Genomic DNA, 18230 nt, shown 5'->3' with positions numbered 1-18230 from the left:
TCCTGCGAGGATGGCGCCCAAGCCCCGGCTTTGAGGAGGAAGGCGCCATGCTCAACCTGTCGACCGTCCTGGAGGACAGCGCCAGGAACACCCCCGACGGCACCGCCATCGTCTTCGGCGACATGCGGCTGCCGTACTCCATGATCGACACCATAGCCAACCAGGTCGCGAACCTCCTGGTCGCCCGCGGTGTCGGCAAGGGGGACAAGGTGGCGCTGGCGTGCCCCAACCTGCCGTATTTCCCGTTCGTCTACTTCGGCATCCTGAAGGCCGGCGCCACGGTGGTGCCGCTCAACGTGCTGCTGCAGTCGCGGGAGATCACCTACCATCTCGGCGACAGCGACGCCAAGGCCTTCTTCTGCTTCGAGGGCACCCCCGAGCTGCCGCTGGGCGAGCGCGGCAAGGCGGGCTTCGAGGCCGCGGAGGGCTGCGAGCACTTCTTCGTGCTGCCCGCGACCCCGCTCGCGACCGAGTCCGAGTACGGCGAGTCGATCTGGGCAGCGCTGGGCGGCATGGCGGGCGAGTTCGAGACCGTGCAGACGTCGCCGGACGACACCGCGGTGATCCTCTACACCTCGGGCACCACGGGCCAGCCCAAGGGCGCCGAGCTCAGCCACCAGAACATGCTGCTGAACGCCATGGTCAGCGACAAGATGTTCCCCCGCTCCGACGAGGGCGACACGTACCTGGCGGTCCTGCCGCTGTTCCACTCCTTCGGCCAGACCGTGGTCATGAACACCGGCTTCCTGCGCGGCGCCACCGTCGTGCTGCTGCCGCGCTTCGACCCGGGCGACGCGCTGGCGCTCATGGCCAAGGAGGAGGTCACGTTCTTCGCCGGGGTGCCGACGATGTACTGGGGCATGCTCACCAAGATCCACGCGGACGGCGTGGAGGTGCCCCGCTCTCTGCGCGTCGCCGTCGCGGGCGGCGCGTCCTCGCCGGTGGAGGTGCTCAAGGACTTCGAGCGCACCTTCGGCGTCGGCATCCTGGAGGGGTACGGCCTGTCGGAGACGTCGCCGGTGGCCAGCTTCAACCAGCTCGGCCGCCCCACCAAGCCCGGCACCATCGGCACCCCGATCTGGGGCGTGGAGATGAAGCTGGTCGACGGCGACTGGAAGACCGTCGAGGGCGAGGGCCCCGGCGAGATCGCCGTCCGCGGCCACAACATCATGAAGGGCTACTACGGCCGCCCGGAGGCGACGGCCGAGGTGATGAACGACGGCTGGTTCCGCACGGGCGACATCGCGACCCGTGACGCGGACGGCTACTATTCCATCATCGACCGGGCCAAAGACATGATCATCCGTGGCGGCTTCAACGTCTACCCGCGGGAGCTCGAAGAGGTCCTGATGACCCACGAGGCCGTGTCGCTGGCCGCCGTGGTGGGGGTCGCGCACGAGTCCCACGGCGAGGAGATCAAGGCGTACGTCATCCCCGCGCCGGGCTCTGCGATCACCGAGGACGAGCTGATCGCCTGGGCCAAGGACAACATGGCGGCCTACAAGTACCCCCGGATGGTCGAGTTCCGCGACTCCCTGCCGATGACGGCCACGGGCAAGATCCTCAAGCGCGAGCTGCGGTAACCGGTCGACTCCTTTCCCTCAGGCGCGGGCACTCTGCCCGCGCCTTTCTCTTTGCGGAGGTCTCGTGGCGGACGGATACGTCGTCATCACCGGAGGGCCGGGCGCCGGGAAGAGCACCCTGGTCGAGCACCTCGCCTCGCTGGGGTTCCGGGTGCAGCCGGAGGCCGGGCGGGCGATCATCCGGGATCAGGTGGCGATCTCGGGGCCGGCACTGCCGTGGCTGGACCCGGAGCTGTTCGCCGAGCTGATGCTGGCGTGGGACCTGCGGTCCTACCACGCCGCCTCGGGGACGGGGCCCGTGGTCTTCGATCGGGGGCTGGTCGACACGATCGGATATCTGCGCATGCTGGGACGTACGGTGCCGCGGCACCTGCACAACGCGGCGCGGACGTACCGCTATCACCGGCGCGTGTTCGCCGCGCCGCCGTGGCCGGAGATCTACGAGCACGACAGCGAGCGGAGGCAGAGCCTCGGGGAGGCCGAGCGGACGTACGACGCGGTCGTGCGGGCCTACGCCGACTACGGCTATTCGGTGGTCACGCTGCCCCGGGCGCCGGTCGAGGAGCGGGCCGCGTTCCTCATCCGCGCGGCCGGCTGGCCGGCACGTACCTGAACGACACCGCCTCCATCAGCGGCCGGCGCCGGGTGTTGTGGAAGGACGCGATGCGCCACCTGCCGTCGGCCTCGCGGACCAGCGTGTACGTCTGCACCTTGGCCGGCTTGGCGGGGCGCTTCCTGGCCACGTCTCCCCTGCCGGTGACCACGGCGGCGCCGGGGCCGTAGAAGCGCACCTCCGTGATCTCGTTGAACATCTTCGTGCCCTTGAGCACCGTGTCGAAGAGGGCCTGGTGACCGGTGGCCAGGTCGTCGCGGCCGTGGTAGACGGTGCCGACGAAGGTCGTGTAGCTGGCGTCCTCCGTGAAGCACGCCCCGTACGCGACGCCGTCGCCGCGGTCCCAGGCGCTCTCCAGCTCGGTGAACAGGTTCTGGATCTCGCTGGTGATCATTGCCGCTCCCTCTGATATTATTTGCACTAGTTAAATCTCTGCCCTCATGCAGATATCAACTTAAGGAAGAGGAGTTGGGCTTGTCAACCGACCCGAGCGCCGTCTTCCGGCGCTACCTGAGCGCGATGGTGCTCAACAGCCTGGCCGCCGCCGAGGCCGCCGGGCTCAACGCCACCGACTACTACGCGCTCAACCTGCTCGACCTCACCGGCCCGCTCACCTCCGGCGAGCTGGCCGCCCAGACGGGGCTGACCACCGGCGCCACGACGCGGCTCATCGACCGGCTGGAGCAGGGCGGGTACGCACACCGCGCGCCCGACCCCGCGGACCGGCGCAAGGTGATGGTCGAGTCGGTGGGCCGGCCGGAACGGCTCGACGAGGTGCTGGCGGGGACCAGGGCCCGGCTGGCCGAGTTGCTGCAGGGATATCCGGAGGCGGAGCGGGCCACGTTGTTCGACTACTTCGAGCGGGCCGCGACGGCGTACCGGTCGGCCACCGACGAGCTCATCGCGGCGCGGGACGCATGACCCGACGCCTGGCCCTCTTCGACCTGGACAACACGCTGATCGACCGGCTGGCCGCCTTCGAGCTGTGGGCCGCCGAGTTCGCCGCCGAGCGAGGGCTCGGCGAGGGGGCTGCGGCGTGGATGGTGGCGACCGACGCGGACGGGTCCCTGCCCATGGACACGTTCTTCCGGCTGGTACGCGACCGGTTCGGGCTGGCCGAGCCGGCCGACGAGCTGTGGGCGGCGTACCGGGCCCGGCTGCCGCACCTGGTCCACTGCCCCGGCGAGGTGCTCGACGGGCTCGACCGGCTGCGGGCGGCCGGATGGGCGGTGGGCATCGCGACGAACGGGATGGCCGACAACCAGACCGGCAAGATCGAGCGTACGGGGCTCGCGACCCGCGTGGACGGCTGGGCGATCTCGGGGGCGGAAGGCGTGCGGAAGCCCGACGTACGGCTGTTCGAGATCGCCGCCCGGAGATGCGGCGCGTCGCTGGAATCGGGCGGCTGGGTCATCGGCGACGACCCCGAGAAGGACGTCGAGGGCGGCCGCCGGGCGGGGCTGCGGACGATCTGGATCGACCGGGGAGTCACCGGCGGGGTCGTGGCCGATCACACGGTGACCGACGCGCTCTCCGCCATCGAGCTGCTGATCCAGCTGAATTGAACCGCCCGGATCGATAGCGTGGCCGGATGCGGGACAGGCCGGATGCGTTCGACGAGGGGTTGCTGCTGCCCGCGCTCGGCGCGTGGGGCATCGGGGCGCGCACGCTGGACTACGCGCCGGTCGGCTTCGGCGACTACCACTGGGTCGCGGACGGGCGTTGGTTCATCACGGTCGCGGACGTACGGCGGCGCGGCTTCGACGGGCTCGGGCTGGCCATGGACACGGCCGCCGCGCTGCGGGCCGAGGCGGGGCTCGACTTCGTGGTGGCGCCGCTGCGCACCGCCGACGGCGCGACGCTCCTGCGGCTCGACCGCCACCGATGGGCGATGAGCGTCTTCCCCTACGCGAACGGGCTCGCCGGCGAGTTCGGCGAGGAGCAGCCGGCGGGAGACCGTGCCGCGATCATCGACCTGCTCGCCGCCCTCCACGCCACGCCGCCGCCCCTGTCCACTCCGCCGCGCCCCCTGGAGCTCTCGGGCCGGGCCGTCCTGGAGCAGGCGCTCCAGGACACGCGCCTGCCCTGGCCGGGCGGCCCGTACACGGAGCCCGCCAGGGAGGTGATCGCCGACCACGCCGGAGTGCTGCGCCGCAGGCTCGCGGAGTTCGACCGGACGGCGGCCGGCCCCGGCGAGCCCGTCGTGACGCACGGCGAGCCGCACCCGGGCAACCTGCTGCGGTCCGGCGAGCGGTGGCTGCTGGTCGACTGGGACACGGTGGGACTGGCGCCGCCCGAACGCGACCTGTGGCTGGTCGCCAGGGACGCCGACGACCTGGCCCGCTACGCCGACGCCACTGGCCGCTCGCCCGACCCGGCGGCGCTGGAGCTCTACCGGCTGCGGTGGGCCCTCGACGACGTGGCCGAGTTCGTGGAGTGGTTCCGCTCGCCGCACGGGCGCACACCGGACGCCGAGGAGAGCTGGGAGGCGCTGACGGGCACCCTCAAGACCCTGGCGTCCTAGGGCGCCGGCCGGGCGGTCCACCACGCACGACATCGTGATCAAGCGATACCGCTCGTGGGAGCGTGGCGAACACCGCCGCGAGTGGGCCGTCCTCAACGTACTCGCCTTGCACGCCCCCGGCCTCGCGCCCGCTCCCGTGCGTGCCGACCTCGACGGATCGCCGCCCAGGGTGGTGATGAGCCGTCTGCCCGGCACCCCGCTCCGCGGCCTCCCCACCGGCCCCGCCACCCGCCGCAATCCCCCCGGCACCCTCGACCGTCAGGCCGAACGCGTGCTCGCCCTCCTGGATTCGTGAATCTTACTCTTGCTTCAATGCATACTGTAGCCATATGGTCACCCTTAGCAATGACGTTCGCCAAAGGAGATCACGTGGGCAGGCACGCCAAGCCCCATAGTCCCAAGGACGAGCTACCAGAGCCCCAAGAGGACTCCACCGAGGACGAAATCCACACCAGCCGCGGAAAACACGCCAAGGACCGGCAGCCGTCACAGTAGACGCGCACCGCTCCCCACCAGGGGACGGTGCGCCGCCGCTCCACACCCCCGACAGCGTTGAACTTGCATAAACTGCAAGCTACCTTGCAGTTCATGAAACAACCGCCGCCCGTCCTGCTCCCGTTGTTGCGCTCCCCCTTCCAGGGCGAGCTGCTGGCCTGGCTGTTCCTGCACCCGGGCGAGGAGTATTCCCAGATCGAGCTGGCCACAAGGTTCAAGGTCTCGCCCTCGACCGTGACCCGGGAGATCGATCGCCTGGCCGCGGCAGGCTTGGTCGGCACTCGGAAAGCAGGCAACATGCGGATGGTCAGCGCCGACACGAACGTGGTCGTGGCCCGCCCGCTGACCGAGCTGCTCGCCTTGACCTACGGCCCGGTGGCCGTGCTCGGCGAGCAGCTGTCCGGCATCGCCGGCATCGAGGAGGCCTGCATTTACGGCTCCTGGGCCGCACGCTACTCCGGCGAGCCGGGCAGGGTGCCGAACGACGTGGACGTCCTCGTCGTCGGCACCGCGGACGAGGACGAGCTTTACGACGCCGCCAGGGCCGCGGAGCGGCAGCTCGGCCGCGAGGTGAACATTCGGCGGCTGAGTCGCCAGGACTGGGACTCCCCGAAGGGGGATCCTTTTCTGGAGACGGTCAAGGCCCGACCGCTCGTACGCCTCACGATCGACAAGGGTGAGGATCAATGAGGTGGGAACAAGGACGTGCCGCGATCGAGGGCATGCTGACCCGCGGCGAGCTCGAGAAGGTCGCGGCGAGTCGTTCGCAGGCCGAGGAACTGCTCGACCAGGCCGGGAGACACGTGGCGACGGCCCGTCTGGCGTTGGAGCAGGATTCGATCGGGGCCTACCAGCTGCTGTACGACGCGGCCCGGAAGTCGCTCTGCGCCATCCTGGAGAACCAGGGCCTCAGGGCCAGTAGCCGGGGCGGCCACATCGCGGTGTACGAAGCGGTCGTGGCGCAACTCGATCCGCCGCTGGGCAAGAGCCTGCGGCCGTTCGACCGGATGCGCCGACGGCGGAACGAGGCCGAGTACCCGCGGCCGGGCGCTCCGCGATTCACGGCGGACGATGTACGCGCCGACATACCGAAGGTCGAAGCGATCCTTGCGATCGCGGCAACGGTGCTCGACGAAATGCAACCCTTCTGACGGGTGGACGAGACCCTGATCGCCGCGGATCGGCAGCGTGGCCGCCTTGACGCCGTGCGGCCGTCCGCGAGGGTGAGCCGCCTGCCCTGACGTGCCCGTCCGGTATCGGCCGCGCCGTCCATCGTCCATGCCATCCCACTGGAAAGTTGCGCACTGAAACAAGCGGGGGATAGTCTCGCACTAAATCTTCCAGTGCTGAACTAACAGTGGAACGGAGCCCCGGCATGCACCCCAGCGACCTCACCGGCACCTACACCCTCGACCCCGCCCACAGCCGGTTCGGCTTCGTGGCCCGCCACGCGATGGTCACCAAGGTTCGCGGCAACATCCCCGTCAAGGAGGCCACCGCCTCCCTGGACGCGGGCGACCCGGCCGCCTCCACCGTTCACGTGGTCCTCGACGTGGCCGGCATCCAGACCGGCAACCATCACCGCGACGACCACCTGCGCACCGGCGACTTCCTGGACGCGGCCGCGCACCCGTACATCACCTTCGACGCCACCGACGTCAAGCACCTCGGCGGCGACAGCTTCGAGGTCACCGGCGAGCTGACCATCCGCGGCGTGACCCGGCAGGTCACCGTCCCCCTCGACTACACCGGCACCGCGATCGACGCCCAGGGCCTGACCCGGGTCGGCTTCGAGGGCAGCACGGTGATCAATCGCAAGGACTTCGGCATCACGTACAACGCGGTTCTGGAGACGGGCGGCGTGATGATCTCCGAGAGGGTCACGCTCGAGTTCGACCTGTCCGCCGTCAAGGCCGCCTGATCACCGGACGTCGCCGCCCCGGCGCCACGCCCGCAGTACACTCACGGCGGCGAGCAGGTCGGCGACCAGCCAGATGTCCAGCAGCCCCGCCTCCGTGACCAGACGCAGCAAAGGCGTCGGGAGCGACGGCGTCCAGATCCACGTCGGGCCGCCGCCGGCCAGGTTCGCGACGGTCGGGATCGCGACGAGCACCAGCAGGACGCCTGCCGGAGACCTCAACGAAGGTTGGCCAGACGGTAGCCGTCGCCGGACCTCCACAGCAGCCAGTCGCCCGCCGCCAGGACGACGTCCGGGCTCTTGTACCGCCGGCCGGTGACCGGATCGAGCACGAACGAGGTGGCCCCGGTGTTGTAGGTGATGATCCGGTTGCCCGCCGTCATCCAGGGGGAGACGCCCTTCTTCGGCGTCGGCACTCCGGGCAGCACCGACACCGCCCCCCAGGTGTCGCGCGGCGTCCACCGCAGCGTGTCGCCGGCCACCCAGGCGAACCACTTCCCGGACGCCGCCGCGTACCACTTCTGGTCAGGATCACCCATCCTCTGCGCGCGGACGCCGTCGGGCAGCGGATGCTCGGCTGTCACCTTGCCGGTCTCGACGTCGACGATGCGCAGCACCTTGTCGTTCGCCCGCTCGGCGGTGAACAGGTCGGGGTAGGAGAACGCCACCGCGACCCCGCTCGCCGGTTCCCCGGACTTGACGACCGTACCCACCTGCGCACATCCCTTGGCCATCCATGGCTGCCGCATGACGTCGTTGCCGACGACCACGCCGCCGTCCACCCAGACCCGCCCCCGAGGGTCCGTGCCCTGCGGGCTGATCGTGCGCGTGGTCCCGTCCGCCGCGCGGCACCGCTGGTCGGCCGCCGATCCGTTCAACTCCGTCCAGGTACGGAAGTCCGCGGCCGTCCCCAGCCCCGACCTCGCCAGGAAGCCGAGCTCCTCGGGCGTGCCGCCGCCGGCGTCCACCGCCGCCACCTGTCCGTCGGGCGTCGCGCCCAGGACCGTCCCGTCGCTGCCCAGCGCCGCGGGCACGAATGGCTGGCCTTGCGCCGTGCGGCCCCCGACGTCCACGACGCTCGTCACGTTCATGAACTGACGCAGGGCCTGTTCGAGGCGGACCCCGGCGGGGAGGCGGACGTCAGCCTGATGCGGGGTGGCCGTCACGGTCCTGGTCACGGTCGGCTCGGGCCGCTTGGACGCCGTCACGGTCGGCTCGGCGGGTGTGGTGGAGGCGGGGGTCGGGCTCAAGTTCGCCGTGGTCGCGGCGTCGCCGTTCCCGCCGCGTACGGCCAGGGGCACGCCCACCAGCACCGCCGTCGCCCCCGCCGCGACGGCCAGCGCCAAGGCCCGCCTGTTCCTGCGGCGCGTGGCCACGGCCCGGTGGACCCGATCGGCCAGGCCGGGCGGCGGATCGTCCGGGGAAGGTTCGCCGAGCAGCGCGGCGAGACGGCGTTCCAGGTCATCCATGCTCGATCTCCTCGGTCTTGACGGCCTCACGCAGCCGGGCGAGCCCGCGCGACGCCTGGCTCTTCACGGTCCCGCGGCTGCAGCCGAGCAGCCGGGCGATCTCCTCGTCGCCGCGTTCCTCGACGTAACGCAGCACCAGTACGGCCCGCATGCGCGGAGGCAGTTCGGCGATCTTGGCGCGGAGGCCGTCGTCCAGCAGGCGTTCCAGCCCGGCGTCCTCCGTCGCGGGCTCGGGCGGATCCGGCACGCTCACCTCACGCTTCGGCCGCCGCCAGCGGTTGGCCATGATGCGGACCATGGCCGTGCGGACGTACCCCTCCGGGTCGTCCTTGCGCCTGATCGCGCTCCACCGCAGGCCGGTACGGGTCAGCGCTTCCTGCACCAGGTCCTCGGCGTCATGCCTGTTCTGGGTCAGGACCATGGCGTAGCGATAGAGCGCCGGCAGCCGCTGCTCCGCGAATCTCTCAAACGTCGGATCGTCCACTCCCACCTCCGGCATCCAAGGACACTTCAGTCGGCCGGATGGTTGAGTGGCGACGGAAAAATGCCGCGGACAGCACTCGGGCCGGGAGCCTCACCAGGTGTCGCGGACCTTGGCCATGATGAACGGCGACAGTGGGGTCGTCACTGCGTGGCGGTTTCGGTCGTCTCCTTGATGTGCGCGTTCCGCAGCAGGATCAGCTTGGTCATGTAACGCCGCAGCACGAGAGCGTCGGCGAGAGTGCCCAGTGGACCGGCGGGCGCGGCGAAGTCGACGATGTCTTTCATGAGGGTCGCCTCGACGCCGCTGTCGCCGTCGTGTGCCGGTTCGAAGGTGTGCGCGTGACGCCAATACCGGAACGGGCCGCTCACCTGTTCGTCGACGAAGTACGACGGGCGGATGTGGGCGCTGATCGTCGAGGTCAGGTGCCAGGTGAAGCCGAAGTGCCGCGCTCGCCACGTGACCTGGTCGCCCGGGGAGAGCTGTCCGGAAGTGACCCCGGCGACCGCTTGCTCGCGCGAGCCGCGCATGGAGGAGGCGTGCAGCTCGACCGACAACGACGCATCGAAGACGACCGACGGCGGCGCGAGGACCAGGGTGGCCACCTCGAAACGGGACATGCGCGGATCTTAGCCATGACGTGAAAGGCATCACCGTGCGAGTGCGGCGCTCGGGTGCTCGGTCCGGGTCCGGCACGCCCTCCTCCGGACGGAACTCGCGAACGGGGTCCCTGCCGGTGCCGTCGCGCTCCGAGGACAGGGCGTCACCCCGAGACGTCTCACGGTGGAGGTTCTTCCTACCAGGGGGAAGGATCCTCCGCTCTGGAGGAGAAAAGGCACCCCATGCCATACCGATCATTCAAGAGGAACCTTCCCAGCTCTACGGTGTCCATGCCGATGACGCCCGTAAGACGGTCGAGCTGAACGGCGAGCGCCGAAGGCGGGCAGATCAGGGCGCGTAGCACGGGCTCCCAGAGGATGATGTGATAGCGCCTGCCTCCGCTGTAGAGGAGCTCCTGCCGTTTCATACGAGACCGGACGGCATCTTCGGTATCCCGTGGCGACTTGTGCAGTTCGGCGGAACGAGTGAGCACAGCGCGCGCATAGTCGGGTGTCTGGAGGACGCCGACAATCCATGAGGACTCCCACGCGCGCAGCACGGCGGAATTGGCCTGAGCCTCGTCATGCGCGTCCTGAACCGGCCTGTGACCTGCGGCAAGTTGGCGTCGCCAAGATCTGATATGGGACTCGAAGCCTCGTAGCTTGGCGAGCAGTTCGTCGTACGTCTCGGACTGCCCGCACGCGTCCACCCACATCCGCAGATCATCGGGCGTAGGAGTCTGCTTCCCGTTCTCCAGTCGGCTGACATTGGACTTGTTCCAGCCGTATATCTCGGCGAGCTGGGTACCGGTGAGTCGACCCCCGGAGGCCGAGAGTTGTGGGCGGGTCGTCGACGATGCGGACGCGGCCGACGGCCGGGCGCCTGCCGCCACCTGATCGGCGACTGCCTGGACATCACCGGAGCCCGATGGTCACTGGCCGGCGCCGAAGCCGTCCTGAGACTCCGCGCCCTGCTCGCCAACGGCGACTTCGACCGTTACCGGACCTTCCAACTCGACCAAGAACACCAGCGCAACCACCGGGCCCGCTACCGACTCGCTGCTTGATCTACGAGGTCAGTCTCAGCAGTCTGCACCCGCCGCGCACTGTCCCCAGTCGAGCGCGAGCCGCCCGCAGGTGCGCCTTTCGCCGTTGAACAGCAGGCCCGCAGCCTGCCCGCAGCCGCGCGATGTCCGTAACCCCGGGCCCAGTGGCGCCCGGAGGAGCGCGCGCACAACCGACAGATGCGTCACAAGTGCGCGTTTTACGCGTTCGGGTCCCAGTCTGCGAGCTGCTCCATCGGCTCGGTGTCGCCGGTGGTCTCCAGGCCGTCGAGCGGGACGCGCTCGTAGAAGTAGAGGACAAGTTCGCTCGCTGCGCCTCGCATCGCCATGTCGCCCGGCTCCGCGTCGGCGGCGAGGTCGTCACAGCGGACGCCGTCGGCGTTGAGGGTCAGGCGCCAGGAGCGGCCCTCGGTCGTGTGCAGGTCGATGGTCGCCGGCTTGAACGGCCAGGGGACGGTCGTCGCCGAGACGGTCGTCAGGAACTCGTCGACGCCCTCGACCGCGACGTCCGTCGGCAGCGGCTGTGCGGCCCCCTGGGTGAGCTGGGCGTCGTAGGTGTGGACGGCGATCTCCTGGATCTGGTGCCGGGCCACGGCTCCGCTGGTCTCCGGGGCCTGCGAGCGGCCCCACCAGGTCCAGCAGCCGCGGTCCGGGCCGGCCTCGCGCATCGCGTCGAGCATGAGCTCCGTCGACTCGGCGAGCCAGGCGTCCAGGGCTTCGCGGTCGCGGGGCGCGGTCGGGGCGCCCTTCGGGTCCGTCCTCGCCGGGGGCTCAGCGCCCGGGCCCGCCGCGACGATGGCGGCCTGGCGGCGGCGGCCGTCGCCGAGGTGCTGCGCCAGTTCGCGCAGCGTCCAGCCCGGGCAGGTCGGGACCTGGACGTCAAGGTCGGGGGCGGACGCGATCGCGGCGCGGAACGCGGCCGAGCGGTCTTCGATCAGCCGCAGGACCTCGGGGAACTCCAGAATGTTTTGCACCTCGGTTGTGTATCACGGCGCTCCGGCCGCCGGGTAGCGAATTTGTCGGAGCACCTCGACGACGAGGGCGTGTTCATCAACGAGCAGGACGGCGACGACGTCAAGCTGCTCGGCATCTACTCCTCCGAGGCCGTGGCCGAAGAGCGGATCCGCCGCGCGCGTCTTCTACCGGGCTTCACCGACGAGCCAGACTGCTTCCAGATCGGAGAGTACGACCTCGATGAGGACCACTGGACCGAGGGCTTCGTCCGCGTGCCGGTCTAGGCCTTCGGGTGGGCGACCCTGCAGAGGCAGGCCGTTCACGCCGCTTCGGTGAATGTCCTTCCTCCCCAGCGAAGGCCCTTTTCGCTGCGGATGCGCGCGCGTTCCTTGCGGTGGGCGGCCAGGACGTCGGGATGGCGGGCGTTCGCGTTGCGCCAGCGCAGGTAGGCGTGCAGCGCGCGGGTCTGGACCGTGTGGTCCGGATAGTTCGAGTTGGCGAGCGTGAACTGCCGCAGCGGTCCGAAGTGCGCCTCGATCGGGTTCGCCCAGGACGCGTTGGTGGGCGTGAAGCACAGGTGGACGTTGTTGTTCTTCGCCCGGCGCAGGATCTTCTTGCCGTTGTGGGCGGACAGGTTGTCGAGGATCACGTAGACCGGGGCGCCGTCGGGGCGGGCGGCGCGGATCACCCGGCCGTGCACCTTGCGCAGGTAGGCGAGCAGTTTGCGGATGGACCAGCGGGTGAAGGGCTGGCCGAGCTTGGTCGGGCGGGTGGTGGCCGTCTGGACGACGAAGTCCTCGTCGTCAGGGCTGAGCAGGCGGGGACGGCCTCCCGCCCACCGAGGGTCCAGGCAGGCCGGGCCGATCTGGTTGAACCGGTGGATCACGTCCCGCACCGTGTCCTCGTCGGCCTGCACCAACTGGGCGATCACTGGACTCGGTTGCCGCCGGCCGAGGCCGGCAGCATCATCGCCCGTCGATAGCGCACTGTGTTGGTGCTGCCCCACCGCAAAACCCGCTGGCGCTCCGGCGAGCGGAGCGAGCGGGCTTTGGGGTGGGCTCCAACAGGCCCACCGTGTAACCACGCAACGGGGGCTTGCGGGGGATCGAAAGGGGGGCGGCAGCCCTTGGGAGGCGCTGCCTGAGCGCTCGCATGGCGCGTAGCGCCTCCCAAGGTGAAGGCCGTGCCTCAGGGCCAGTCGAGAGCCGGGCGGAGGGGGATGCTGGAGCGGCCGTTCTTGTCGAGCTTGACGCCCAGCACCTGGTGCAGCTGGACCTTGTTGCGCTCGAAGCCCACGATGCAGCCCGCCATGTACAGGGCCCACACCCGGGCCGTGCCCATGCCGACCTCCTCGACCGCGTCCGACCAGTTGGCGTCGAGGTTGTCGCACCAGTGGCGCAGCGTCCTGGCGTAGTGCTCGCGCAGGTTCTCCTCGTGGCGGATCTCGAAGCCCGTGTCCTCCATCTGCCTGACCAGCCAGCCGACCGACTCCAGCTCGCCGTCGGGGAAGACGTACCGGTTGATGAAGCCGCCCTTGTTGAACGTCTTCTCCTTGCCGGTCGGCCGCGTGATGCAGTGGTTGAGGATCCGGCCGCCCGGCCTGAGCTTGCCGTACAGGAACTCGAAGTACGACGGGACGTTGTCCTTGCCGATGTGCTCGGTGAGGCCGATCGAGCTGACCGCGTCGAAGTTCGACTCCTTGACGTCGCGGTAGTCCATGAAGCGGACCTCCGCCAGGTCCTGCAGGCCGGCGTCCGCGATGGCCTTCTGGGCCCATTCGGCCTGCTGGCGGCTCAGCGTCACGCCGAGGGCCTTGACGCCGTAGTGCTTGGCGGCGTGCATGACCATCCCGCCCCAGCCGCAGCCGACGTCCAGCAGGCGCATGCCCGGCTTGAGGTCGAGCTTGCGGGCCACCAGGTCGAACTTGGCGTACTGGGCCTCCTCGAGCGTCGACTCCTCCGAGGGGAAGACGGCGCACGTGTACGCCATGGACGGCCCCAGGACCCACTCGTAGAAGCGGTTGGAGACGTCGTAGTGGTGGTGGATGGCCTCGGCGTCACGCTGCTTGGCGTGACGGGAGCCCAGCCTGGCCAGGGCGCTCTGCCGCATCTCCTGTGGTGGTGGTGGCACCCGCATGAGGAGTGGTTTGACGCCCAGGGCGCGGACGGCGGCGATCTTCTCTTGGGTGGTCAGGTCGTTGGTGGTGATGTTCCACATGCGGTCGAGCAGTGCGTACATGTCGCCGTGTACGTCGATGTGGCCGGAGATGTACGCCCTTGCCAGGCCCAGCTCGCCGGGCGCCTGCGCCAGATAGGCGACCGCGATCGGCGACTTGACCTCGATGCTCAGGTCGGACCCGTCCGGACCTGCCTTGCTGCCGTCGTACGCCTGGAACGCGACGTTCGCTTCCGAGCCGACGATTTTCTCAAAGATGGTTGCCAGCGCCACAGCTCACCTTCCCGCTACACATTTTTCGTAGAGGTCAAGCAGGCGACCGTTCGGGTCGTATTCCCGCTTGACAGGCCAGTAGGCGTCGCCGTTGTACAGCTGCCAGAACTGCTCGCGCGCGTAGAACGAGGTCGAGTAGAGCGACTTGTGACCGTCGAGCTCGTGCACTTCGCGCTCGATCAGCCGGTTGTAGTAGCCGTCGAACTGCCCCCGCGGCAACGGCACCATGCCCCAGAATCCGAAGTTGACGTAGAGCCTGCCCGGCTCCAGAGGGTAGAGCGGCCAGCGCGAATTCGAGCGCAGCGGGCACATCCACACCGGTGTCATGCCCACCTTGTCGTGGAAGAACTCCAGGAACTCCGCCCCCCGCTCGACCGGAGCCTCGACGTCCTGGATCACGGACTCCTGCACGGGCTGGTCGCGCCACCTGTCGACGCGGGCGGTGACCCCGTACTTCCTGTCCAGCGCCACCAGGCGGCGGTAGACGTCGGAACGCATCCAGCGGCGCGGCATGAGGGAGCGCACGACGGGCTGCTGCACGCCGAACGCCCGCGAGCACCAGAACCAGTCGGTGTCCCAGCGCCACAGGTAGTCGCGCACGGTCAGCCAGTCGCGGTTGCGCTGCCTGATCGACTGGTAGTAGATGCGCATCCCCGTGTAGTCCGAGGCATAAGGGGCACGCTCGGCGAACCGGCCGACCGTGATGTACATCTCCCCCGGGTTGAAGTAGACGCCGTCGACGAAGTCGACGCTCTCCCCGTCGTGCACCATGCTGTCGCAGATCTCCTGCAGGGCCAGCATGCACTTGGCCGCGTCCGTGAACTTGACGTGCGTGAGATGCACGTACGGCTGGACCTTGCGGAGCTTGATCCGGATGCGCAGCGCGTAGCCCAGCGTGCCGTAGGAGTTGGGGAACGCGCGGAAGAGCTCCCGGTGCTCGTTGTCGTCGCGGGCCACGACGACGCGCCCGTCACCGGTGAGGATCTCGAGCTCCTCCACCGACTCGTGCGGCAGGCCGTCCCGGAAGCTCGTGGACTCGATGCCGAGCCCGGTCACGGCGCCGCCCAGCGTGATCGTCTTGAGCTGCGGCACCACGTACGGCATGAGCCCGTACGGCAAGGTGGCGTCCACCAGGTGCTCGTACGTCGTCATGCCCTGGACCTCGGCCGTCATGGTCTCGGGGTCGACGCTGATGACCTCGTCGAGATCCCTCGCCGAGAGCTTGGCCGTCCTGCCGCCGTCGCGGAACCTGAAGAGGTTGGACGTGGACTTGGCCAGGCGCGGGGCGGCACCGCCCGGGATCTCGGCGTACGACTGCCGGATCTGCTCTACTGCCCGTTGGTGTGTCGACATCTTCGTCGGCACGGCAAGCACCCCCTTGAGCTGGTAGAGATCGTCCGTAAGACGGTATCTCCCGGGAGCGACCTCGAATAGACCGGGGTCGTTAAAGACACGAAAACTGTTCATAGTGACAGGTGAAATGCCTACGTGGTAGGCGATTGCGTAAACTTTCTGAAGATCACGGAGCTTACGCCGTTAAGCACGTTATGCACCTCGCGGCCCTCGACGGCGGCGGTGAGGTTGTCCAGGGTCGCCGTGAGCAGCCGGCCCGTGGCCTCGGGCGTGACGCCCGCGACGTGCGGCGACAGCAGGACGTTCGGGAGGTCCCTCAGCGGGTCGTCCGCCGGCAGCGGCTCCACGTCGAAGACGTCGAGCGCCGCGCCGCCCAGGTGCCCCTCGCGCAGGGCCGTGACGAGCGCCTGCTGGTCCACGACGCCACCCCGCGCGGCGTTGACGAGCAGGGCGCCCTGCTTCATGCGGCCGGGGTCGACGAGCCCGCGGGTCTCGTCGGACAGCGCGATCACCACGACGAGCACGTCACTGGAGGAGATCAGCTCCGGCAGGTCCGCGAAGCCGGGGTCGGCGCGGGGCGTGCGGGTCCAGTAGGAGACGTGGCAGCCGAGGGCGCGGAACATCTCCGCGCAGGTGGCGCCGATCGGGCCGTACCCGACGATGCCGACGCGGCGCCCGCGCAGCTCGTACGGCTGCAGGCCCTGCTGCGGCCATTCACCCGCGCGTACGGCGGCGTCGGCGGCGGCCAGCTTGCGCGACAGCGAGAACGTGGCCGCCAGGCACCACTCCGAGACCGCCACCGCGCTGACGCCCGGCGTGTTGGCCAGCGGCACCCCGGCCGCCGCCAGGGCGTCGAGGTCGTGGCCGTCCACGCCCACGGACGGCTGCTGCACGAACGCCAGCAGGGGCGCGGCCTTGACCGCCTCGGCGTCCATCGCGAGCGTGCCCGTCCAGTCGCCGAGCACGATCTCCGCCTCCGGCAGCGCGGCCAGGAGCGCGTCCCTGTCGCGGGCGGCCGGCACGCGTACGGTCACCTGGTCGCCCAGCGGGGCGAGCAGGTGGCGCAGGAGCTCTTCGGGGAGCGGGGGCAGAGCGAGCAGGTTCCAGGGGCTCATGCCCCCACAGTAAAGCTGCTGATCACCTGCCGCATCAGTCCTCTGTTACGCATCCACTGGGCCTCGTCGACCGTCCAGGACAGGACGTACGCCGTGTCGCCGATCGCGACGGCCCGGCGTATCTCGTGGTACCGGGTGCCCGGCGTGGCCCACGGGGCGTCGCCCCCGGTGCCCGCGGTCCAGGAGAACTCCCACTCCACGGCCTTCGTACCCTGGTGCACGACCACCCTGCGACCGCGGTTGACGACGTTCTGGGCGTTCTGGGCGACGGTCTCCTGCGCGTCGCGCATGATCTGGTGCGGGTCGACGACGGAGTAGACGGCCTCCACCCCGAGATGCGCGTTCCGGTCCCGGCGCGTCCACTCCGTGTAGGCCTCTTTGAGAGCTCCGCGCCAGCCGGTGGGCCGCATGATGGACCAGCCGTCACGCGACCTCCACATGCGCGTGATCGGGACGGCCCTGGTCACGCTGGGCGTCGGAGTGGGTGTCGTGCTCGGCTCCGGCGTGTCCGTGGCCGCCGGCGTGAGCGGGCGGGTCGCGGCGGCCGGTTGAGCGCTCTGCCGCGGGGCGCCCTCCGCCGGGGGCGCGAGCTGGAAGTACGCCACCGAGCCGCCCGCGATCACCAGGACCGCCGCCGCGGCCGCCGCGAGCACGGCACGGCCCCGGCCGCCGCCGGGTTTCCGCTCCGGCACGTCCCGGTCGGCGCTCGCGGGCTTGGCCGTGAGGATGGCCTGGAGCAGCCGCTCGGCCTCCGCGGCGTCGACCCGCTGCGCCGGCTCCTTCTGCAGCAGCCCGCGCAGGACCGGGTGCATGATCGGCGGGATCCTGCGGTAGTCGGGCTCCTCGCTGAGCAGCGCGTTGAGCGTCGACATGGGGTCGCCCCGCTCGAACGGCGAGCGGCCCACCATGCACGCGTACAGCGTGGCGCCGAGCGACCACAGGTCCGAGGGCGGTCCCGCGTGCTCGGCGCGGACCCGCTCGGGAGCGAGGAAGCTCGGCGAGCCGGTGACCATGCCGGTCTTGGTGAGCGACGCGTCGCCCTCGGCGGTGGCGATGCCGAAGTCCATGAGCACGACCCGGCCGTCCTCGGCCATCAGGATGTTGCTCGGCTTGACGTCGCGGTGCAGGATGCCCACCTCGTGGGCGGACCGCAGCGCCGACAGCACCTGCCGGCCCAGCTCGGCCGCCTCCCGCACCGGGAGCGCGCCGGACGTGAGCACGACCTCCTCCACCGTGGGATGGCGCAGCAGCTCCATCACGATCCACGGACGGCCGCCCTCCTCGACGACGTCGTAGATCGCGACGACGGACGGATGGCTCAGCTTGGCCGCGGTACGGGCCTCACGGGCGGTCCTTAAAAGCTGGCGCTCCTGCTCGCCCGGCGACAAGCCGTCGGGCAGCAGCACCTCCTTTATGGCGACCTGCCGGTTGAGCAGGGTGTCCTGCCCTTCCCAGACGACGCCCATGCCCCCGCGGCCCAGTTCGCGTACTAACTGGTAGCGTCCCGCGATGAGCCGGTTGCTATCCGAAACCATGTCCTACCCCTGTTGACCACCCGAACACAGTGGGCAAGTTTCCCATACCTCCCACCTCTTCGCGGGAAGGTCGCGAAGG

The 18230-nt window shown here is 69.8% G+C and carries 21 protein-coding genes and 2 pseudogenes; 11 read left to right on the top strand and 12 right to left on the bottom strand.

The genetic code is table 11. From position 1 onward, the window contains the following. Positions 1 to 47: 47 nt before the first annotated feature. Positions 48 to 1583 carry a long-chain fatty acid--CoA ligase gene (locus AB0L65_RS43620; protein WP_364258666.1) on the top strand — a complete coding sequence of 512 codons (1536 nt, stop codon included), beginning with the start codon at positions 48 to 50 and terminating at the stop codon, positions 1581 to 1583. Between the two features lie 64 nt (positions 1584 to 1647). Then, positions 1648 to 2196, top strand: a complete 549-nt coding sequence (locus AB0L65_RS43615; RefSeq protein ID WP_364258663.1) for an AAA family ATPase — start codon at positions 1648 to 1650, stop codon at positions 2194 to 2196. On the opposite strand, the gene AB0L65_RS43610 is transcribed toward AB0L65_RS43615, so the two are convergent. After that, entirely contained in the window at positions 2162 to 2590 is a 429-nt protein-coding gene (locus AB0L65_RS43610; protein WP_364258660.1) for an SgcJ/EcaC family oxidoreductase, read from the bottom strand. The two genes, AB0L65_RS43615 and AB0L65_RS43610, sit on opposite strands and share 35 nt — an antisense overlap. An 80-nt stretch (positions 2591 to 2670) precedes the next feature. On the opposite strand from AB0L65_RS43610, the gene AB0L65_RS43605 reads away from it, so the two are divergent. The 7 genes from AB0L65_RS43605 to AB0L65_RS43575 all read left to right on the top strand — a co-directional run bounded on the left by AB0L65_RS43605 (position 2671) and on the right by AB0L65_RS43575 (position 7136). After that, positions 2671 to 3117 (top strand): MarR family transcriptional regulator, encoded by a 447-nt coding sequence (locus AB0L65_RS43605; protein WP_364258657.1) that lies wholly within the window; start codon positions 2671 to 2673, stop codon positions 3115 to 3117. After that, the gene (locus tag AB0L65_RS43600) at positions 3114 to 3761 is read left to right on the top strand and encodes an HAD family hydrolase (RefSeq protein ID WP_364258654.1); all 648 of its coding nucleotides are present in this window, start codon (positions 3114 to 3116) and stop codon (positions 3759 to 3761) included. The genes AB0L65_RS43605 and AB0L65_RS43600 overlap by 4 nt, the downstream gene beginning before the upstream one ends. 26 nt (positions 3762 to 3787) lie before the next feature. Then, complete coding sequence (locus AB0L65_RS43595) at positions 3788 to 4720, top strand: phosphotransferase (RefSeq protein WP_364258651.1); 933 nt, start codon at positions 3788 to 3790, stop codon at positions 4718 to 4720. A gap of 34 nt (positions 4721 to 4754) precedes the next feature. Next, entirely contained in the window at positions 4755 to 5015 is a 261-nt protein-coding gene (locus AB0L65_RS43590) for a hypothetical protein (RefSeq protein ID WP_364258648.1), read from the top strand. A 293-nt stretch (positions 5016 to 5308) separates the two neighbouring features. Continuing rightward, a complete protein-coding gene (locus tag AB0L65_RS43585) occupies positions 5309 to 5905 on the top strand; it encodes a MarR family transcriptional regulator (RefSeq protein ID WP_364258645.1) in 597 nt (198 codons plus the stop codon). A gap of 32 nt (positions 5906 to 5937) precedes the next feature. Next, positions 5938 to 6366 carry a hypothetical protein gene (locus AB0L65_RS43580; RefSeq protein WP_364258642.1) on the top strand — a complete coding sequence of 143 codons (429 nt, stop codon included), beginning with the start codon at positions 5938 to 5940 and terminating at the stop codon, positions 6364 to 6366. A gap of 224 nt (positions 6367 to 6590) precedes the next feature. Next, positions 6591 to 7136, top strand: a complete 546-nt coding sequence (locus AB0L65_RS43575) for a YceI family protein (protein ID WP_364258639.1) — start codon at positions 6591 to 6593, stop codon at positions 7134 to 7136. Here AB0L65_RS43575 and AB0L65_RS43570 read toward each other — a convergent pair whose 3' ends face one another. From AB0L65_RS43570 to AB0L65_RS43550, 5 genes are all read right to left on the bottom strand, one after another. Beyond that, complete coding sequence (locus AB0L65_RS43570) at positions 7137 to 7355, bottom strand: hypothetical protein (protein WP_364258636.1); 219 nt, start codon at positions 7353 to 7355, stop codon at positions 7137 to 7139. It abuts the gene before it with no gap. Then, complete coding sequence (locus tag AB0L65_RS43565) at positions 7352 to 8602, bottom strand: hypothetical protein (RefSeq protein ID WP_364258633.1); 1251 nt, start codon at positions 8600 to 8602, stop codon at positions 7352 to 7354. Before AB0L65_RS43565 ends, AB0L65_RS43570 begins: the two co-directional genes overlap by 4 nt. Continuing rightward, entirely contained in the window at positions 8595 to 9101 is a 507-nt protein-coding gene (locus AB0L65_RS43560) for a SigE family RNA polymerase sigma factor (protein WP_364258630.1), read from the bottom strand. The genes AB0L65_RS43565 and AB0L65_RS43560 overlap by 8 nt, the downstream gene beginning before the upstream one ends. Positions 9102 to 9226: 125 nt before the next feature. Beyond that, entirely contained in the window at positions 9227 to 9703 is a 477-nt protein-coding gene (locus AB0L65_RS43555; RefSeq protein ID WP_364258627.1) for an SRPBCC family protein, read from the bottom strand. Between the two features lie 176 nt (positions 9704 to 9879). After that, on the bottom strand, positions 9880 to 10575 hold the full coding sequence (locus AB0L65_RS43550) for a Scr1 family TA system antitoxin-like transcriptional regulator (protein WP_364258624.1): 696 nt from the start codon (positions 10573 to 10575) through the stop codon (positions 9880 to 9882). Between AB0L65_RS43550 and AB0L65_RS43545 the strand changes: the two are divergent. Further along, a pseudogene (locus AB0L65_RS43545) lies at positions 10561 to 10749 on the top strand (ISKra4 family transposase); the annotation flags it as partial. The gene AB0L65_RS43550 and the pseudogene AB0L65_RS43545 sit on opposite strands and share 15 nt — an antisense overlap. Positions 10750 to 10946: 197 nt before the next feature. On the opposite strand, the gene AB0L65_RS43540 reads toward AB0L65_RS43545, so the two are convergent. Continuing rightward, entirely contained in the window at positions 10947 to 11720 is a 774-nt protein-coding gene (locus tag AB0L65_RS43540) for a maleylpyruvate isomerase N-terminal domain-containing protein (protein WP_364258621.1), read from the bottom strand. A gap of 42 nt (positions 11721 to 11762) precedes the next feature. Here AB0L65_RS43540 and AB0L65_RS43535 point away from each other — a divergent pair, with 42 nt between their 5' ends. Further along, on the top strand, positions 11763 to 11984 hold the full coding sequence (locus AB0L65_RS43535; RefSeq protein ID WP_364258619.1) for a hypothetical protein: 222 nt from the start codon (positions 11763 to 11765) through the stop codon (positions 11982 to 11984). A 35-nt stretch (positions 11985 to 12019) separates the two neighbouring features. Here the strand turns inward: AB0L65_RS43535 and AB0L65_RS43530 are convergent. From AB0L65_RS43530 to AB0L65_RS43510, 5 genes and pseudogenes are all read right to left on the bottom strand, one after another. Continuing rightward, positions 12020 to 12711 (bottom strand): annotated as a pseudogene (locus AB0L65_RS43530) (helix-turn-helix domain-containing protein). Between the two features lie 177 nt (positions 12712 to 12888). Beyond that, a complete protein-coding gene (locus tag AB0L65_RS43525) occupies positions 12889 to 14148 on the bottom strand; it encodes a cyclopropane-fatty-acyl-phospholipid synthase family protein (RefSeq protein ID WP_364258616.1) in 1260 nt (419 codons plus the stop codon). 3 nt (positions 14149 to 14151) lie between these two features. Then, positions 14152 to 15501 (bottom strand): FAD-binding oxidoreductase, encoded by a 1350-nt coding sequence (locus AB0L65_RS43520; RefSeq protein ID WP_363966626.1) that lies wholly within the window; start codon positions 15499 to 15501, stop codon positions 14152 to 14154. A 131-nt stretch (positions 15502 to 15632) separates the two neighbouring features. Beyond that, positions 15633 to 16616, bottom strand: a complete 984-nt coding sequence (locus AB0L65_RS43515) for a 2-hydroxyacid dehydrogenase (RefSeq protein ID WP_364258613.1) — start codon at positions 16614 to 16616, stop codon at positions 15633 to 15635. Beyond that, on the bottom strand, positions 16613 to 18151 hold the full coding sequence (locus AB0L65_RS43510) for a serine/threonine-protein kinase (protein ID WP_364258610.1): 1539 nt from the start codon (positions 18149 to 18151) through the stop codon (positions 16613 to 16615). The genes AB0L65_RS43515 and AB0L65_RS43510 overlap by 4 nt, the downstream gene beginning before the upstream one ends. Positions 18152 to 18230 lie beyond the last annotated feature (79 nt).

It is taken from the genome of Nonomuraea sp. NPDC052116 (genome assembly GCF_040680035.1).
Lineage (GTDB): Bacteria > Actinomycetota > Actinomycetes > Streptosporangiales > Streptosporangiaceae > Nonomuraea > Nonomuraea angiospora_A.
This window is presented reverse-complemented; position numbering and strand designations above follow the sequence as displayed.

Bases quoted from the DNA above. Each gene is read 5' to 3' on its own strand.
- AB0L65_RS43620 (WP_364258666.1), top strand. From the start codon at position 48: ATGCTCAACCTGTCGACCGTCCTGGAGGACAGCGCCAGGAACACCCCC.
- AB0L65_RS43610 (WP_364258660.1), bottom strand. From the start codon at position 2,590: ATGATCACCAGCGAGATCCAGAACCTGTTCACCGAGCTGGAGAGCGCC.
- AB0L65_RS43600 (WP_364258654.1), top strand. From the start codon at position 3,114: ATGACCCGACGCCTGGCCCTCTTCGACCTGGACAACACGCTGATCGAC.
- AB0L65_RS43595 (WP_364258651.1), top strand. From the start codon at position 3,788: ATGCGGGACAGGCCGGATGCGTTCGACGAGGGGTTGCTGCTGCCCGCG.
- AB0L65_RS43585 (WP_364258645.1), top strand. From the start codon at position 5,309: ATGAAACAACCGCCGCCCGTCCTGCTCCCGTTGTTGCGCTCCCCCTTC.
- AB0L65_RS43580 (WP_364258642.1), top strand. From the start codon at position 5,938: ATGCTGACCCGCGGCGAGCTCGAGAAGGTCGCGGCGAGTCGTTCGCAG.
- AB0L65_RS43575 (WP_364258639.1), top strand. From the start codon at position 6,591: ATGCACCCCAGCGACCTCACCGGCACCTACACCCTCGACCCCGCCCAC.
- AB0L65_RS43565 (WP_364258633.1), bottom strand. From the start codon at position 8,602: ATGGATGACCTGGAACGCCGTCTCGCCGCGCTGCTCGGCGAACCTTCC.
- AB0L65_RS43560 (WP_364258630.1), bottom strand. From the start codon at position 9,101: ATGCCGGAGGTGGGAGTGGACGATCCGACGTTTGAGAGATTCGCGGAG.
- AB0L65_RS43555 (WP_364258627.1), bottom strand. From the start codon at position 9,703: ATGTCCCGTTTCGAGGTGGCCACCCTGGTCCTCGCGCCGCCGTCGGTC.
- AB0L65_RS43520 (WP_363966626.1), bottom strand. From the start codon at position 15,501: ATGTCGACACACCAACGGGCAGTAGAGCAGATCCGGCAGTCGTACGCC.
- AB0L65_RS43515 (WP_364258613.1), bottom strand. From the start codon at position 16,616: ATGAGCCCCTGGAACCTGCTCGCTCTGCCCCCGCTCCCCGAAGAGCTC.
- AB0L65_RS43510 (WP_364258610.1), bottom strand. From the start codon at position 18,151: ATGGTTTCGGATAGCAACCGGCTCATCGCGGGACGCTACCAGTTAGTA.